The organism is Niallia oryzisoli (assembly GCF_043641075.1).
In the GTDB taxonomy this organism is placed as follows: domain Bacteria; phylum Bacillota; class Bacilli; order Bacillales; family Cytobacillaceae; genus Bacillus_BD; species Bacillus_BD oryzisoli_A.
Genome location: NZ_JBHZRC010000001.1, coordinates 1,665,622 through 1,682,430, shown reverse-complemented (window position 1 = coordinate 1,682,430; position 16,809 = coordinate 1,665,622). Strand labels below are relative to the sequence as shown.

15 protein-coding genes, 1 tRNA gene and 1 other annotated feature are annotated in these 16,809 nt (G+C 38.4%); of the genes, 15 read left to right on the top strand and 1 reads right to left on the bottom strand.

Going from position 1 to position 16,809, the window contains the following annotated elements; translation table 11 throughout:
• Positions 1-19: 19 nt before the first annotated feature.
• Positions 20-781, top strand: a complete 762-nt coding sequence (gene sdhB, locus ACHUFV_RS08570) for a succinate dehydrogenase iron-sulfur subunit (protein ID WP_394233153.1) — start codon at positions 20-22, stop codon at positions 779-781.
• A 96-nt stretch (positions 782-877) separates the two neighbouring features.
• On the opposite strand, the gene recQ is transcribed toward sdhB, so the two are convergent.
• Positions 878-3,004 carry a DNA helicase RecQ gene (gene recQ, locus ACHUFV_RS08565; protein ID WP_394233152.1) on the bottom strand — a complete coding sequence of 709 codons (2,127 nt, stop codon included), beginning with the start codon at positions 3,002-3,004 and terminating at the stop codon, positions 878-880.
• A gap of 260 nt (positions 3,005-3,264) precedes the next feature.
• On the opposite strand from recQ, the gene ACHUFV_RS08560 reads away from it, so the two are divergent.
• The 14 genes from ACHUFV_RS08560 (at position 3,265) to leuD (ending at position 16,701) form a co-directional block, all read left to right on the top strand.
• Positions 3,265-3,489 carry a helix-turn-helix domain-containing protein gene (locus ACHUFV_RS08560; RefSeq protein WP_071395962.1) on the top strand — a complete coding sequence of 75 codons (225 nt, stop codon included), beginning with the start codon at positions 3,265-3,267 and terminating at the stop codon, positions 3,487-3,489.
• Between the two features lie 210 nt (positions 3,490-3,699).
• Positions 3,700-4,143 carry a MarR family winged helix-turn-helix transcriptional regulator gene (locus ACHUFV_RS08555; RefSeq protein ID WP_394233151.1) on the top strand — a complete coding sequence of 148 codons (444 nt, stop codon included), beginning with the start codon at positions 3,700-3,702 and terminating at the stop codon, positions 4,141-4,143.
• 16 nt (positions 4,144-4,159) lie between these two features.
• A complete protein-coding gene (racE, locus tag ACHUFV_RS08550) occupies positions 4,160-4,975 on the top strand; it encodes a glutamate racemase (protein ID WP_394233150.1) in 816 nt (271 codons plus the stop codon).
• A 141-nt stretch (positions 4,976-5,116) separates the two neighbouring features.
• Entirely contained in the window at positions 5,117-6,208 is a 1,092-nt protein-coding gene (locus tag ACHUFV_RS08545) for a GerMN domain-containing protein (RefSeq protein ID WP_394233149.1), read from the top strand.
• Between the two features lie 262 nt (positions 6,209-6,470).
• Entirely contained in the window at positions 6,471-7,082 is a 612-nt protein-coding gene (locus tag ACHUFV_RS08540) for an XTP/dITP diphosphatase (protein ID WP_394233148.1), read from the top strand.
• Positions 7,079-7,594, top strand: coding sequence for a metallophosphoesterase family protein (locus tag ACHUFV_RS08535; RefSeq protein WP_394233147.1), 516 nt, complete (start codon positions 7,079-7,081; stop codon positions 7,592-7,594). Before ACHUFV_RS08540 ends, ACHUFV_RS08535 begins: the two co-directional genes overlap by 4 nt.
• 93 nt (positions 7,595-7,687) lie before the next feature.
• A tRNA-Arg gene (locus ACHUFV_RS08530) sits at positions 7,688-7,764 on the top strand.
• Between the two features lie 368 nt (positions 7,765-8,132).
• Positions 8,133-8,395: a binding site (T-box leader), on the top strand.
• Between the two features lie 77 nt (positions 8,396-8,472).
• On the top strand, positions 8,473-10,194 hold the full coding sequence (gene ilvB / locus ACHUFV_RS08525) for an acetolactate synthase large subunit (protein ID WP_394233146.1): 1,722 nt from the start codon (positions 8,473-8,475) through the stop codon (positions 10,192-10,194).
• Entirely contained in the window at positions 10,194-10,709 is a 516-nt protein-coding gene (gene ilvN, locus ACHUFV_RS08520) for an acetolactate synthase small subunit (protein WP_394233444.1), read from the top strand. The genes ilvB and ilvN overlap by 1 nt, the downstream gene beginning before the upstream one ends.
• Before the next feature lie 137 nt (positions 10,710-10,846).
• Positions 10,847-11,869, top strand: a complete 1,023-nt coding sequence (gene ilvC, locus ACHUFV_RS08515; RefSeq protein ID WP_394233145.1) for a ketol-acid reductoisomerase — start codon at positions 10,847-10,849, stop codon at positions 11,867-11,869.
• Entirely contained in the window at positions 11,856-13,391 is a 1,536-nt protein-coding gene (locus ACHUFV_RS08510; protein WP_394233144.1) for a 2-isopropylmalate synthase, read from the top strand. Before ilvC ends, ACHUFV_RS08510 begins: the two co-directional genes overlap by 14 nt.
• 139 nt (positions 13,392-13,530) lie before the next feature.
• Entirely contained in the window at positions 13,531-14,601 is a 1,071-nt protein-coding gene (leuB, locus tag ACHUFV_RS08505) for a 3-isopropylmalate dehydrogenase (RefSeq protein WP_394233143.1), read from the top strand.
• A 93-nt stretch (positions 14,602-14,694) separates the two neighbouring features.
• On the top strand, positions 14,695-16,095 hold the full coding sequence (gene leuC / locus ACHUFV_RS08500; protein WP_394233142.1) for a 3-isopropylmalate dehydratase large subunit: 1,401 nt from the start codon (positions 14,695-14,697) through the stop codon (positions 16,093-16,095).
• A 12-nt stretch (positions 16,096-16,107) separates the two neighbouring features.
• Positions 16,108-16,701 (top strand): 3-isopropylmalate dehydratase small subunit, encoded by a 594-nt coding sequence (gene leuD / locus ACHUFV_RS08495; RefSeq protein ID WP_394233141.1) that lies wholly within the window; start codon positions 16,108-16,110, stop codon positions 16,699-16,701.
• The last annotated feature ends 108 nt before the right edge of the window (positions 16,702-16,809 follow it).

The window sequence follows — 16,809 nt, the reverse complement described above, 5'->3', positions numbered from 1 at the left end:
CAAAAAAGGGGAAATAGGGATGTCTGAACAAAAGACCGTAACATTTATTATCACCCGTCAAGATGATATAAATTCAGCACCTTATCAAGAGGAGTTTGAAGTTCCATATCGTCCGAATTTAAACGTTATTGCAGCATTAATGGAGATACGCCGTAATCCTGTCAATAAAAAAGGCGAAAAAACAACACCAGTTATCTGGGAAATGAACTGTTTAGAAGAAGTATGTGGTGCCTGCTCTATGGTAATCAATGGCAAGCCGCGTCAATCCTGTTCTGCAATTGTCGACCAGCTTGAGCAGCCAATTCGTTTAGAACCAATGAGCACGTTCCCAGTTGTTCGTGATTTACTAATCGATAGAAGCCGTATGTTTGATTCATTGAAAAAGGTAAAGGCATGGATTCCGATTGATGGAACATATGATTTAGGACCTGGACCACGTATGCCTGAGCAAAAGCGCCAGTGGGCATATGAGCTTTCAAAATGTATGACATGTGGTGTTTGTCTAGAAGCTTGTCCAAACGTAAATAGCAAATCGAACTTTATTGGACCTGCTCCACTATCACAAGTTCGTTTATTCAATGCACACCCAACAGGTGCAATGAATAAAGCAGAACGTTTAGAGCAAATCATGGGCGATGGAGGACTGGCAAACTGCGGAAATTCACAAAACTGTGTACAGTCTTGTCCAAAAGGTATTCCATTGACTACTTCTATTGCAGCTCTAAATAGAGATACAACCATCCAATCGTTTAAAAATTTCTTTGGCAGTGATACAGTATAATCGTTTTTCAATAAAAGAGGATGTCGTTAGGACATCCTCTTTTTTGACTGAGATTCACGATAAAAGATAAAGCCCACAAAACGTGGGCTTTATCTTTTATAGCTGACTTTTACACAGAACAGCTTGGATGACAAAGTAATCAATTTCTCCATTCAATTCCTCCCAAATGGGTTTTAATTTCTCTCCGCCTGACTTTTTCACGGCTTCTAGTACCCGTTTTTCTGTATCAGAATCAAACAGCTGCTGCCAATTGATTTCATTGCCTTCTTGAATACTGCGAATAATGTGCTTTTGCACCGTTATGTTCGTTAAATTCCGCTCCTTTGCAATGTCTTTAATTGCTTTTCCTTGAATATAGAGCTGGTAGGAGAGGAGATGGCTTGGCTGCTCTAGCTGTTCCTCCTGCTCTGTCTTTGATGGAACATCTGTCTTGGCAATATGGTTCTCTTCCACATATTCACTTATTTTTTCCATAAATGCTTGCCCGTATTTAGTAAACTTAGTTTGTCCAACCCCTTTTATTTGCAGCATTGCATCTTCGTTTGTTGGATAGTACGTGCTCATTTCTCTTAAGGTACTGTCTGCAAACACAACAAATGGAGGGATACGCTCCTGGTCAGCAAGTTTTTTACGAAGAGCACGAAGTATTTCAAATAAGTCTCTATTTTCGTTTTGTGCCTCATTGCTGGTAACGACGGGTGCTTTTCGCATCATCACGATTTCCTGACCTTTTAGGACAGGAATGGACTTTTGCGTTACTTTTACGACTGGATATTTTCCATCTGTTAAAAGTAGATACCCTTCAGCGAGTAAATAATTAATAGTATTGACGATGTCCTTTTCTGTTTGTACTCGTAATAGACCATAGGTTGAAAGCTCATGAAATCGTAGTTCTTTTATGCGTTTTTGGCTTGAGCCCTTCAATACTTGAGCGATTAATGTAACACCGAAGCGTTCTCCCATGCGTTTACAGCAGGAAAAAATCATTTGTGCTTCACGAGTTATATCAACCTTTTCACGATGGTCAATACAGCTTGAACATTTTCCACAGCTGCTGGTAGAGCTATTTGGATCAAAATAGTTAATAATATAGGATTGCAGACATTCCTCCGTATGGCAGAACATAACCATTTGATTTAGCTTGTGATATTCCTGCTCGCGTTTTTCAAAATCCAGATTGGTCTCTTCAATTAAGAACTTCTGTAGTTGGATGTCCTGCGGCGAGAATAAAAGATAGCATTCACTCTCTTCACCATCTCTACCAGCACGGCCTGCTTCCTGATAATAGGCTTCAATATTTTTTGGTAAATTATAATGTATAACAAAACGTACGTTAGACTTATCAATGCCCATACCGAAGGCGTTGGTTGCAATCATGATGTCCTTTTCATCATATACAAATTGATCCTGTGCTATTTTTCTCTCTTGTTCACTAAGACCTGCATGATATTTTGTAACTGAAAAACTATGCTGGGATAAATATTGATAGAGCTGGTCACTTTCTTTTCTGCTAGATGTATAAATAATGCCAGATTGATTTTGATGCTGCTTTAAATAAGAAATAAGATAGTCCCGTTTATTTGTTCCTTTCACAATGTGAAAAGCCAGGTTTTCTCGGGCAAATCCAGTCTTAAACGTATCAGACGAATGAATATTCAATAACGTTCGAATGTCATCGGCGACATTTTCCGTTGCTGTTGCAGTTAGTGCTACGACAACTGGATTATGTTTTAATTTACTCAAGGACGAAATAATGGAACGATAGCTTGGTCTGAAATCATGACCCCATTGTGAGATACAATGCGCTTCATCGAATGCTATCAAGGGGATCTCAATTGAATTAAGCAATTCAATAAATTGGGCAGATTCAAAACGTTCAGGTGCTACATACACAAGCTTGTAAGCTCCTTGGCGAATAAGAGAGATCCGTTCGGTGTATTCCTTGGAAGTAAGAGAGCTATTGACAAACGTTGCTGGAATTTCTGCACTGGAGAGAGAATCCACCTGATCCTTCATGAGTGAAATAAGCGGGGAAATGACAATGGTTGTTCCGGGGAAAAGTAATGCAGGAATTTGAAAACAAAGCGATTTTCCACCACCTGTCGGTAGAATACCTAGCGTATTCTTTCGTTGGAAGATATTTTCAATAATTTCTTTCTGACCGTTTCGAAAAGATGAATAACCAAAGTATTCATGCAATAATTCGTTAGCCTTTAATAACATTTCATATCACCTTATTTATTAGAATAATATCTATTTTACCATTGATAAGGATGCATGATAAGGAAAGAAGTATTTAAATAATCTTTCTTCTCACATTCACATATATTATGTTTAAAACAAATATGCACATCCATTTAAATTAAAGTTGGCGATTCAAGAAATGTTGTCACTCCAGCACTTTCACTGACATATGATATGGTGACTAAATATATACCCATCCCGCAGTTCAAAGCTGGCGAAGGCAAGGAGGGTTACAATACTTGAAGGAGAATGAATATACACACAAGCCATTACTCACCAAACGAGAAAGAGAAGTATTCGAACTGTTAGTACAAGATAAAACAACAAAAGAAATCGCGGGAGAATTATTTATAAGCGAGAAAACAGTTCGGAACCACATCTCGAATGCCATGCAAAAATTAGGTGTAAAGGGGCGTTCCCAAGCTGTAATAGAGCTCCTTCGTATGGGAGAGCTAAAGCTTTGAAATTTAACCGGTATCCTTTAGGGGATACCGGTTAATACATGTATAGGGCTGATATCCTATTATGGAGCTCCCTGAGGCCCTATATGGATGAAATTTTACATATTTGCTACTGTTTGTTATGTAATTGTTCTTGAATTTTAAATTAAAGTGATAGAAAATAAGAACAGCCATTAGGAATGTTCAATGAATATAGGAGATGTCTAAAAAAAGATGGAATTTGAAAAAAATGAATATATTGATGTTGTCATAAATATTGAAAAAGACCTCCGCTATATCTCTGGAATTATCAAACAAAAAGGGCGAGAGCTGTTAAATGAATATTCGATCACACTTCCCCAATTTATTGCCCTGCAGTGGTTGTTTGATGAAGGGGACATGACGATTGGTGAGCTGTCGACTAAAATGTACTTAGCCTTCAGCACGACAACAGATTTAATTGATAGGATGGAAAAAAATAATTTGGTTAAAAGGGTACGAGCTGAGAATGATCGGCGAGTTGTCCAGATTCATCTCTTGCAGGAAGGGAAGAAGCTGATTGACGAAGTGATCAAAAAACGGCAGGCCTATTTACGCGAGCTTTTTAAAGATTACTCACATGAAGATTTAGTCCAAATACAAAAAAATCTAATGAGATTACACCATGATATGCGATAAGAATGAGGCGGTAAGTTTGAGACATCCGATAGGAGTTATAGATTCAGGAGTTGGCGGACTGACGGTTGCGAAGGAAATTATGCGTCAGCTGCCAAATGAACAAATTATTTACGTAGGTGACACAGCGCGTTGTCCATATGGTCCAAGACCAGCAGAAGAAGTAAAAACCTTTACATGGCAGATGACAAGATTTCTTCTGGATAAAGATATCAAAATGCTTGTAATTGCCTGTAATACGGCAACGGCGGTTGTGTTAGAGGAAATAAGAAAAGAGGTCCCCATTCCGGTGCTTGGAGTGATTCAACCGGGTGCAAGGGCAGCTATTAAAGCTACGAATAACAATAGGATTGGTGTCATTGGTACAGAAGGAACAATTAAGAGTGCCGCTTATGAAAAAGCGCTTAGGCAGATAAACAAGAATACAAAAGTGACTTCTCTTGCGTGCCCTAAGTTTGTTCCATTAGTTGAGAGCGGGGAATATAATGGCGCTGTCGCTAAGAAGATTGTCGCTGAGACACTGCAGCCGTTAAAACATAAAGGTCTTGATACACTTATTTTAGGTTGTACGCATTATCCACTTTTGGGGTATATTATTCAAAATGTGATGGGGAATAAGGTTAGTGTGATTAGCTCAGGGGAAGAAACAGCGAGTGAAGTAAGCACAATCCTTCATCACAGCGGTTTATTGAATGTGGACGGAGCGGAGCCCTGCCATACCTTTTATACAACTGGTTCGAAAACGATTTTTGCTAAAATAGCTTCGGACTGGCTAGGCAAATCCATTACAAATGTATTTCATACTGCATTAGAGCTGGAACCTCAAAAAAAATAGAGGTTCTTTTTTTGCGTTTTTCTCAAGAATAAGGGCAATTAAGGGATGTACGGATAGTAGGAATATTTTCTCTCAAAAGACGGTCTATTTTTAAAAACAGCTCGTATACATGTAGTACAAACTGTCTTTGGAGGGATTGTAATGTCTAAATCTAAATATAAAAAGACTTTAGTAACAACTGTTGTGGCTTCTACTTTGCTGCTTTCTGGCTGCGGACTCTTTGGGTTTGAGGAGAAGGAGGAAATTGATCCGCCAAAAGATGTGACGTACACAGATGAAAAGACGGAAGTAACAAAAGAAACGAAAGAAACAAATACAACGGAAAACAAAGCTGTAGACAAAAAACAGGAAGCTGAGGCAAGTGAAACTTTAAAAACAGAGCTTTACTTAGTAGATAAAAATGGTTATGTAGTTCCACAAACATTTGAGCTCCCAAAAAAGGAATCTGTCGCTACCCAAGCACTTGAATACTTAGTCAAAAATGGGCCAGTAACAGAATTGCTGCCAAACGGGTTTCAAGCGGTTATTCCGGATGATACAAAGATAAGTGTTAATGTGAAAGATAAAGTAGCTACGGTTGACTTCTCTAGTGAGTTTAAAAATTATCAGGCAAAGGATGAAATGAAAATTCTCCAATCGATTACTTGGACATTAACACAATTTGATTCTATTGAACAAGTAAAACTGCAAATGAATGGTCATCCGCTTGACGAGATGCCTGTTAATGGTACTCCAATAGGGGACGAGTTAACCAGAAAAGATGGAATTAATATCGATACATCTCAGGTAGCTGACATTACCAATACGAAACCTGTAACGGTTTATTACATTGGCGGTGAAGCGGATTCCTATTATTTTGTACCTGTTACGAAACGAGTCAGTACTAAAGTGGAGAATAACATTGATGCTGCCATTAATGAATTAGTAAAGGGTCCAAGTGTGGCTTCTAATTTAGTTAATGAATTTAATTCAGATGTAGAATTACTGGACGAACCGAAGGTAGAGGATGGCAAAGTAACACTCAACTTCAATGAATCAATTTTTGGCAGCTTTGATAAAAAAATGATTTCCCAACATGTACTTGATTCCCTTGTTCTTACCCTGACCGAACAAAAGGGAATTGAAAGTGTAGTGGTAACGGTTAATGGAAAAGCAGAGCTGATGCGTGAAGATGGTAAAAAACTGACAGAACCCGTAACACGTCCAGAAAATGTTAATACAGGTAGCTTCTAAAGAATTTTTTGATATACTATATAATTATAGAGGAAAAGGGTGGGCATAATGCCGACTCTTATTCCTTTTTCTTAAATGTTGTTAAATAGCAATGTGAATTTTTGTTGGCTTGTTGATTTTCGTTCCAGGCACGAAGACTCCTGCGGGAGAAGCGAGACAGTCGAGACCCCGGAGACACGCAGTGTCGAGGAGGCTTGGCGGTCGCCCGCCGGAAAGCGAAGTGCCTGGTACGGAAATCATGGGTAATCGAAGGGGGTAAATCATGAAGAAAGTAATTATTGCTACGAAAAATTCTGGTAAAGCGAAGGAATTTATTCGAATGTTTCAGCCATATGGTATAGAGGTTAATACACTGCTTGATTTTCCAGAAATAGAGGATATTGAAGAAACCGGACAAACGTTTGAAGAAAATGCCATTTTAAAGGCTGAAACCGTTTGTAAGCAATTCAGTCAAATGGTCATTGCAGATGATTCTGGATTAATTGTGGATGCTCTTGACGGCAGACCAGGTATTTACTCGGCACGCTATGCCGGCGAGGAAAAAAATGATGAGGCCAATAATGATAAAGTATTACATGAACTGAGAGCTGTGGAAGAAAAGGATCGTACAGCAAGATTCTATTGCGCATTAGCATTCGCGGTACCGGGCAAGGATACCATAACAGTAAACGGAACATGTGAGGGCTCCATTCTATTTGAGAGAAGAGGAACAAATGGTTTTGGTTATGACCCGCTCTTCTATGTAACGGAAATGAATAAATCGATGGCAGAGCTTTTGCCAGAGGAGAAAAATCAAATCAGCCACCGTGCAAAAGCATTACGTAAGCTAGAAAGTCAATTAACGGATATGTTTTCAAAGGAGAACGGGCAATGAAAGTACTGATCGTTAGTGATAGTCACGGAATGACAACGGAACTTGAGAAATTAAAGAAGATCCACGAGAATGAGGTGGACTATTTCATTCACTGTGGAGACTCAGAATTATCGCCAGATGACCCAGCTATACAAGGGTTTGTTACAGTTAGGGGGAACTGTGATTTTTATGATGAGTTTCCCGAGGATATCGTAAAAGAGGTTGGTAATCGAAAGATATTGATTACACATGGTCACCGGTATTCAGTAAAATCCAATTTATTGAAGTTGTCTTATCGTGCTAAAGAGGAGGCTGCAGATATAGCTTGTTTTGGTCATTCTCATTACCTTGGAGCAGAAATGATCCACGGGACTCTTTTTATTAATCCAGGTAGTATCAGGCTTCCACGAGGCAGAAGAGAAAGGACATATCTGACTGTAGAGCTGCAGGAGCATTCATATGAACTAAAGGTATATGATATAGATCGAGGTGAAGTACCGGAGTTGGGACAGGTTTTTTCTCTATCGAATTAATCGATAGAGAAAATATTCTTCATGAAATTTTCCGTACCTACTATTGACATTTGATTGCCCGCTTACTATAATAAAAAATGTCTTTGAAATATTGTCCCAGTAGCTCAGCTGGATAGAGCATACGCCTTCTAAGCGTACGGTCGGGAGTTCGAATCTCTCCTGGGACGCCATATACACATTTGACCTACATAAATTCTACCAATCAGCTCATCTTACAAGAAGATGAGTTTTTTTTATGTTTTCATCATATAATAAAAACAAAAATGAAAAAAATATAATTTTTTTAATTTTCCCTAAAACATTCGTAAATTAACATTGTAAGCGGATACAAAATTATTACTTTAACATAATTTTTTAATAATTCTTATGATTGGTCTTGACTCAAAAGAAAAATCAGCGTAAGATAATTTCAACAAAAGAGTTACAAAATATTATTAAAAGATTGAAAACAAATTCTATTTAGTAAAATTGTACTCTTAATTGTTTGAAAGTTCTATCCATTTCGATTGTTTCATAAGAAATATAGATAAGTATATATTTTAAAATGATGATGAGGATAAGTAGTTTTATACATAGGATTCTTCAGAGAGCCGGGGTAGCTGAGAGCCGGTGAATTCGGTATAAGATGAACTCACCTCTGAGTTCCTGTCTGAACAAAGTAATTTCAGTAGGGCGGGACGGGTGCAAGACACTCGTTATTAAAGCGGGCAGCACTAGCTGTTCATAAGTGTACGCATATTATTATTGCGTAAACAAGGGTGGTACCGTGGAGTAGGTTTCCAAAGCCTTTTCACCCCTTAGTCAAATTATTTGGCGTTTAAGGGATGGAAGGGCTTTTTATATTTTTATCAGAAAAGGAAAGAGGAGGTATAATCCAAATGTTGCAGGAAACTACCTTTGCCGGGATAAAGGCTGATAAGCAGCCGGTTAGCGGAGCAGATTTATTATTAAAATCTTTGGAAAAAGAAAAGGTGGAAGTGATTTTTGGTTACCCTGGTGGTGCTGTTTTACCAATATATGACAAAATTTACGATTCGAAAATTCGTCATATATTACCACGTCATGAACAGGGTGGAATTCATGCGGCAGAGGGTTATGCACGGATATCTGGAAAGCCTGGTGTAGTAATCGCTACTTCAGGACCAGGGGCAACAAATCTTGTAACTGGTCTTGCTGATGCGATGATGGATTCATTACCGTTAGTCGTTTTTACAGGCCAAGTAGCAACCAGCGTAATTGGTTCTGATGCTTTCCAGGAGGCTGACATTCTTGGAATCACAACACCGATAACAAAATATAATTGTCAGGTTCGAAACATTAATGACATCCCGCGCATTATCAAAGAAGCATTTTATATTGCGACAACTGGACGTCCGGGACCGGTATTAATTGATTTCCCTAAGGATATTGCTACTGGAGTCGTTGAAGTAGATGAGGAACCGGAAGTTTCGTTACCGGGCTATCAGCCAACATTACAGCCTAATTATTTGCAAATCCGCAAATTAACAGAGGCTATAAGCTCTGCGAAAAAACCACTGATTCTTGCGGGTGCCGGAATTCTTCATTCAAAAGCTACAGCCGAGCTGAAGGAGTATGCCGAGCAGCAAAATATCCCTGTAGTTCATACACTTCTTGGACTAGGTGGTTTCCCTCAGGATCATGAATTGTTTGCGGGATTTGGAGGTATGCACGGATGCTACGCAGCGAATATGGCCATGTATGAATGTGATTTACTATTGAACATTGGAGCTCGTTTTGATGATCGTTTAACAGGCAATCTAGAACATTTTGCTCCCAATGCCGTAGTTGCTCATATTGATATCGATCCAGCTGAGATTGGAAAAAATGTACCGACTAAAATACCTGTTGTTGCCGATGCTAAAGAGGCATTAAAGCAATTGATTGCTCAGGAAGGTAAACAGCCGGAGAATAAAGAGTGGCTTGAGACCATCCAAAATTGGAATAAAGAATATCCTTACCACTACAACAAGGAAGATCAAGAAAACTTAAAGCCGCAAAAAGTGCTGGAAATGATTCATGAAAAAACAAACGGTGAAGCTATTGTTGTAACTGATGTTGGGCAGCATCAAATGTGGGCAGCTCAATATTATCCATTAAATAAAGCAGATAAGTGGGTTACATCCGGTGGTTTAGGTACAATGGGATTTGGTCTTCCGGCAAGTATCGGTGCTCAAATCGCTGCACCTGATTCCACAGTTGTCCTAGTTTCAGGTGATGGTGGATTCCAAATGTGTACGCAAGAACTTCAAGTAATCAGAGAACATAATTTGCCTATTAAAATGGTGATTCTAAATAATATGGCCCTTGGAATGGTTAGACAATGGCAGGAGCTATTCTATAAAGAACGCTATGCGCACAGTTTAATTCCTGGCCAGCCTGATTTTGTGAAGCTAGCAGATGCATACGGGATTAAAGGCTATCAAATTAATACAAATGAAGAAGCAGAAGCTGTTCTAAATGAAGTTCTTCATAATGATGAACCAGTTGTATTAGACTTCAGAATTGATCCTAAAGAATTAGTTTATCCAATGATTGCATCAGGAAAAGGACTACATGAAATGGTAGGTGTTAAGCCATGATAAAAAGGATTATTAGTTTAACCGTTCTGAATCGTCCTGGGGTTCTTAACAGAATTACCAATCTTTTTTCTAAGCGAAACTATAATATTGAAAGTATCTCTGTAGGACTATCTGAAATTGAAGACGTTTCTAGAATTACCTGTGTTGTTCAAGTCGAAAATGAAAGTATTATTGAACAAATAACGAAGCAATTAAATAAGCAAATTGATGTGTTAAAGGTAGTTGATATTACAGATCAATCAATTGTTTCTAGAGAGCTGGCTTTAATTAAAGTACCTACATTGCCCAATAATCGAAATGAGATTTACTCACTCATTGAACCGTTTCGTGCTTCAGTAGTTGATGTAAGTAAAGAGAGTATTGTGATTCAAATAACAGGCGAATCCGAAAAAATTGAAGCATTTATTGAACTAATAAAGCCATATGGCATTAAGGAACTGGCTAGAACAGGCACAACGGCATTTCCTAGAGGAATGCAATTGCAATCCAATTCTCAAAAGTTCTCCATTGTGTAAGCTGTACTTAAGATTTGGTAAAAAGCTTGTTTGGAATTTTACTCCAACCAGGATTTAAATTTATAATAAAAATAAAGCAAGTAAATAATCAAACAATTATTCTAACAAAATATGTAACTAGAGAGGGAGTATTAACAATGGCAAAAATGTATTATAACGGAGACGCAAACGCAGAATTTTTAAATGGAAAAACAGTAGCAGTAATTGGATTTGGTTCACAGGGTCATGCTCATTCACAAAACATGAGAGAGAGCGGAGTAAATTGCATCATCGGTCTTCGTAAAGGAAAGTCATGGGATAAAGCAGTTGAAGCTGGATTTGAAGTTTATTCAGTTGCTGAGGCAACAGCTAAAGCTGATGTAGTTATGATTCTATTACCAGATGAGCAACAGTCAAAAGTATATAAAGAAGAAATCGAGCCAAACTTAAAAGGTCAAGCATTAATGTTTGCTCACGGCTTCAACATTCATTTCAGCCAAATCGTACCACCAGCAGATTGTGATGTTTTACTAGTAGCTCCTAAAGGACCAGGACACCTAGTAAGAAGAACATACACTGAAGGCGCTGGCGTACCTGCAATCTTTGCTATTTATCAAGATGTAACTGGTAATGCAAAAGAATTAGCTTTATCATATGCAAGAGCAATCGGTTCTTTACGTGCTGGAGCTATCGAAACAACATTTAAAGAAGAAACAGAAACAGATCTATTTGGTGAGCAAGCAGTACTTTGCGGAGGTTTAACATCTCTAATCAAAGCTGGTTTTGAAACTCTAGTAGAAGCTGGTTACCAGCCAGAGGTTGCTTACTTCGAATGTTTACATGAAATGAAGTTAATCGTTGACCTTATCTATGAAGGAGGCATGTCAAACATGCGCTACTCTATCTCAGATACAGCTCAATGGGGTGACTTCGTAAGCGGACCACGTGTAGTAGATGCTTCTGCTAAAGCAAAAATGAAGGAAGTATTAACTGATATCCAAACAGGTAGATTTGCGAAAGAATGGATTCTTGAAAACCAATCTAACCGCGCAATGTTTAATGCAATCAACGCACGTGAAAATGAGCATCAAATCGAAGTTGTTGGTCGTGAATTAAGAAAAATGATGCCTTTCGTAAACGACGCTAAACAGAAAGAAGTGGTGGGTAGTGCAAAAAATTAAGATTTATGATACGACACTTAGAGACGGAGAACAAACTCCAGGCGTCAATCTTAATTTTTCCGAAAAACTAGAAATTGCGAAACAATTAGAACGTTTAAATGTAGATATCATTGAGGCTGGCTTTCCTGCAGCCTCAAAAGGTGATGCTTCCTCTGTCCAAAAAATCGCTCAAACAATAAAAAATTCTACGGTAACAGGATTAGCACGCTGTGTGCAAAGAGATATGGATATTGCTTGGGAATCATTAAAGGACGGCGTTAACCCTCGACTTCATATTTTCTTAGCTACTTCTCCGATTCACCGTGAATATAAGCTTAAGATGACAAAGGAACAGGTTATAGAAGCATCAGTTGAAGCTGTGAAATATGCTGTTGCTAAATTTCCTGTTGTTCAGTGGTCTGCTGAAGATGCAAGTCGGACAGAACTACCTTTTTTAGCTGAAATTGTTGAAAAGGTAATTCAAGCTGGTGCACATGTCATCAATATTCCTGATACTGTTGGTTATGGTACGCCATATGATTACGGTCAAATATTTAAATACTTAAAGGAAAATGTTCCTTCTATTAATAAAGTTGATCTTTCTACACATTGCCATGATGATTTAGGTATGGCAGTTGCAAATTCACTTGCGGCTATTGAGAATGGTGCCACACAGGTTGAAGGTACAATCAATGGTATTGGTGAAAGAGCAGGAAATACAGCCTTAGAAGAAGTAGCTTTAGCGCTTCGAATTCGTAAGGATTATTACAATGCTGAAACTCGTCTGAATTTACAGGAAATCAGCCGCACAAGCAGTGTGGTGAGCAAATTAACAGGTATGATCGTGCCTGCCAACAAAGCAGTAGTTGGTGCCAATGCTTTTGCTCACGAATCCGGTATCCACCAGGATGGAGTGTTAAAAGAAAAGTCAACATATGAAATCATTTCACCTGAATTAGTTGGATTTGCTTCAAATAATCTAGTGCTTGGAAAACACTCAGGACGTCATGCCTTTAAAAATCGTTTAGATGAGCTTGGTTTGGTCGTTGAGGAAGAGGAAATCAGCGAATTATTTGCTGCCTTTAAAGACCTTGCTGACCGTAAAAAGGAAATGACGGATGATGATTTAACTGCACTGGTTTTGGAAAAAAAGATCTCCAAAGAAGATCAATATTACCAATTGCTGTCTATTGAAGTCCAAAGTAAAGGGAATGAACACTCTGCAACAATAACTCTTTCTGGACGCAACAATGAAGACATTACCAAAACAGGTATTGGAAAAGGCAGTGTTGAAGCTGTATATAATACCTTAGAAGAAATGGTAGATGAACACGTTAATTTATTAGATTATCGTATTCAATCAGTCGGAGCAGGAAGAGATGCGCTTGCACAGGTATTTGTAAAGATGCGCTGTGCAGGAATGGATACAAGTGGACGAGGTCTTGCCCAAGATGTAATTGAAGCATCTGCAAAGGCTTATCTTAATGCAATTAACAGAGTCCTGTATATAAAAGAATCTTCTGATTCAGAGTTAGTTAAGTAAAAAAGAATAGAAAAGGCTGACTTAGGAAGAGAAGATGACAAAAGCTGTAATGTTCGAATGCAGATGTCAAACTCTTTACGGTCAGCCTTATTTTATAGATATTTCTGAAAAATTTGACAGGATATGTGGAGGAATTGTCATGGATAAAAAAATCGCAGTATTACCAGGAGACGGGATCGGTAAGGAAGTCGTTCAAGGGGCGATTGAAGTTTTAAAAGCAGTAGGCGAACGTTATAATCATCAATTTTCTTTCACTTTTGGAGAAATTGGCGGATCAGCATATGATTCAACTGGAGTTCCACTTCCGGAAGAAACCATCAAAATCTGTAAGGAAAGCGATGCTGTTCTTCTAGGAGCTGTCGGCGGTCCTAAGTGGGATACAATACCTGTTCATCTTCGTCCTGAACAAGGATTACTACAGATTCGTAAAGAGTTAAACCTGTTTGCTAATTTACGTCCAACAACCTATTTTGCTAGTTTAGCAGACTCTTCACCGCTTAGAAAAGAGATTATTGAAGGTGTAGATATGCTGATGGTTAGAGAATTAACAGGTGGCATTTATTTTGGTAAGCCAAGAGAACGCAGGGAAGTGAATGGAAAAGAAGCGGTTGTTGACACGCTTTATTATGAAAGAGATGAAATTGAACGTGTTGTGCGACAAGCCTTCGAATTAGCGAAAACTAGACAGAAAAAAGTAACATCTGTTGATAAAGCGAATGTATTGGAATCTAGCCGTTTATGGCGCGAGGTAGCTATCGAAATCAGCAAGGACTATCCGGAAATTACACTTGAGCATATGCTTGTTGATAATGGTGCCATGCAACTAGTCCGTAATCCTAAGCAATTTGATGTTGTTGTAACAGAGAATATGTTTGGTGATATTTTAAGTGATGAAGCGTCTGTCTTAACAGGCTCATTAGGTATGCTTCCATCTGCAAGTATTTCAGAGGAAGGTCCATATCTTTATGAACCAATTCATGGCTCCGCTCCTGATATCGCAGGGAAAAACATTGCCAATCCATTAGCAACAATCCTTTCTGCTGCCATGATGCTGAAGGTTTCTTTTGGATTAGATGAAGAAGCGGCGGTTATTGAAAAAGCCGTCAATCAGGTTCTTGATGCAGGGTTTAGAACAGGGGACATCATGTCAGAAGGAAAAACTCGAGTATCAACAACAGAAATGATCGAAGAAGTAAAGAAGGCACTTTAAATATATAGAAATTACTAAAAATTATAAATTGTCATAGTCGAAATATTATTCTATGATAATAGTATCGCAAAGCAACTTGAGGGGGGAAATCGAATGGGAAAGTCAATTATTGATAAAGTTTGGGACAAGCATATTGTCCATCAAGAAGAGGGAAAGCCGGATCTACTATACATTGATTTACATTTAGTTCATGAAGTAACATCACCTCAGGCATTTTCCGGATTACGTATGAAAAATAGGAAAGTAAGACGGCCTGATAAAACATTCGCAACAATGGACCATAATATCCCTACTGTAAATCGTACGGTTATTGATGATGAAGTGGCAAAGAACCAAATGACAACATTAGAGAAAAACTGTAAGGAATTCGGTGTACCGTTAGCCGGAATTGATAGTCCTGATCAAGGTATCGTCCATGTAATCGGACCTGAGCTTGGTTTAACACAGCCTGGAAAAACAATTGTCTGCGGTGATAGCCATACATCTACACATGGTGCATTTGGTGCAATTGCTTTTGGTATCGGTACAAGTGAAGTAGAGCATTGTTTAGCGACTCAAACGCTTTGGCAAACAAAGCCAAAAACAATGAAGCTTGATTTTAAAGGGAAGCTTTCTGAGGGAGTATCGGCAAAAGACGTCATTCTTTATGTTATTGCCAAGCATGGCATTGACTTTGGAACTGGTCATATTATTGAATATTGCGGTGAGGCAATTCGCAATATGTCAATGGACGAACGAATGACAATCTGTAATATGTCTATTGAAGGCGGAGCAAGAGCAGGTCTTGTTTCACCAGACGCAACAACCTTTGCGTATATAAAAGGAAGAAAATATGCACCAGAAAACTTTGATCAAGCAGTAGAAGCTTGGAAAGAGCTTGCTTCTGATGAGGATGCTGTATATGACACAGTGATTGAAATTGATGCTTCTGATATCGAGCCAATGGTCAGCTGGGGAACGAATCCTTCGATGACAGCGAAAATCAGTGAAAGTATTCCAACTCTTGCTGATTGCGCTACGGAAACTGATAAAAAAGCATTAGCAAATGCATTGCAGTATATGGGATTAAAAGAAGGACAAAAGATTTCAGACATTGAAATTCAGCATGTATTCATCGGATCCTGTACAAACTCCCGTATTGAAGATCTTCGTGCTGCTGCAGAAATAGCAAAAGGAAATAAAGTACACCCATCTGTTCGCGCATTAGTCGTACCTGGATCACAGCAGGTCAAATTACAGGCGGAACAAGAAGGATTAGATAAAATCTTCATTGATGCAGGCTTTGAATGGCGCGAATCTGGCTGCAGCATGTGTTTAAGTATGAATAATGATGTTGTACCTGCTGGTGAACACTGTGCTTCTACATCAAACCGCAACTTTGAAGGAAGACAAGGTGCAGGTGCTAGAACGCATTTAGTAAGTCCTACAATGGCGGCAAACGCTGCACTTCATGGAAAATTTGTTGATGTTCGTAAATCAGAGATATTGAACTAAGGGGGGAACACTATGAGCGGTTTTAAAACACTTACAGGAAAAGCAGTTGCCCTTGATCGGGTAAATGTCGATACAGACCAAATCATCCCAAAACAATTTTTAAAACGTATTGAAAAAACGGGATTTGGACAATTTGTTTTTTACGGATGGCGCTTTCTAGAGGATGGAACGTTAAATCCTGATTTTGAATTAAATCAGCCTGAGAATCAAGGAGCATCCATTCTAGTTGCAAATGAGAATTTCGGCTGCGGGTCTTCTCGTGAGCATGCACCATGGGCATTACAGGATTTTGGATTCAAAGCTGTGATTGCTCCATCATTTGCAGATATCTTTTTTCAAAACTGTTTAAAAAATGGCATGCTGCCAATTAAACTTGAAAAAGAAAAAGTGGAATATTTATTAAATGCTGCAAAAAATCAGCCTTATGAATTAACAATTAATCTTGAGGATGAAAAGCTTTCTGATAATCAGGGCTTTAACGCTTCATTCTCAGTTTCACCATATTGGAAGAATATGCTTATTAATGGCTGGGATGAAATTGAAATTACTCTTCAGCTAGATGATGCCATTTCAAAATATGAACAAGAACATACACCTGTTAAGTAATCACATTCTTATACAATTTTAAAAAAATCCACAGTTTTATCTGTGGATTTTTCTTTGGAATTTTTAGTTTCATTAGAATAAAAGTTTACTTTCATTTTTTTCTTATGC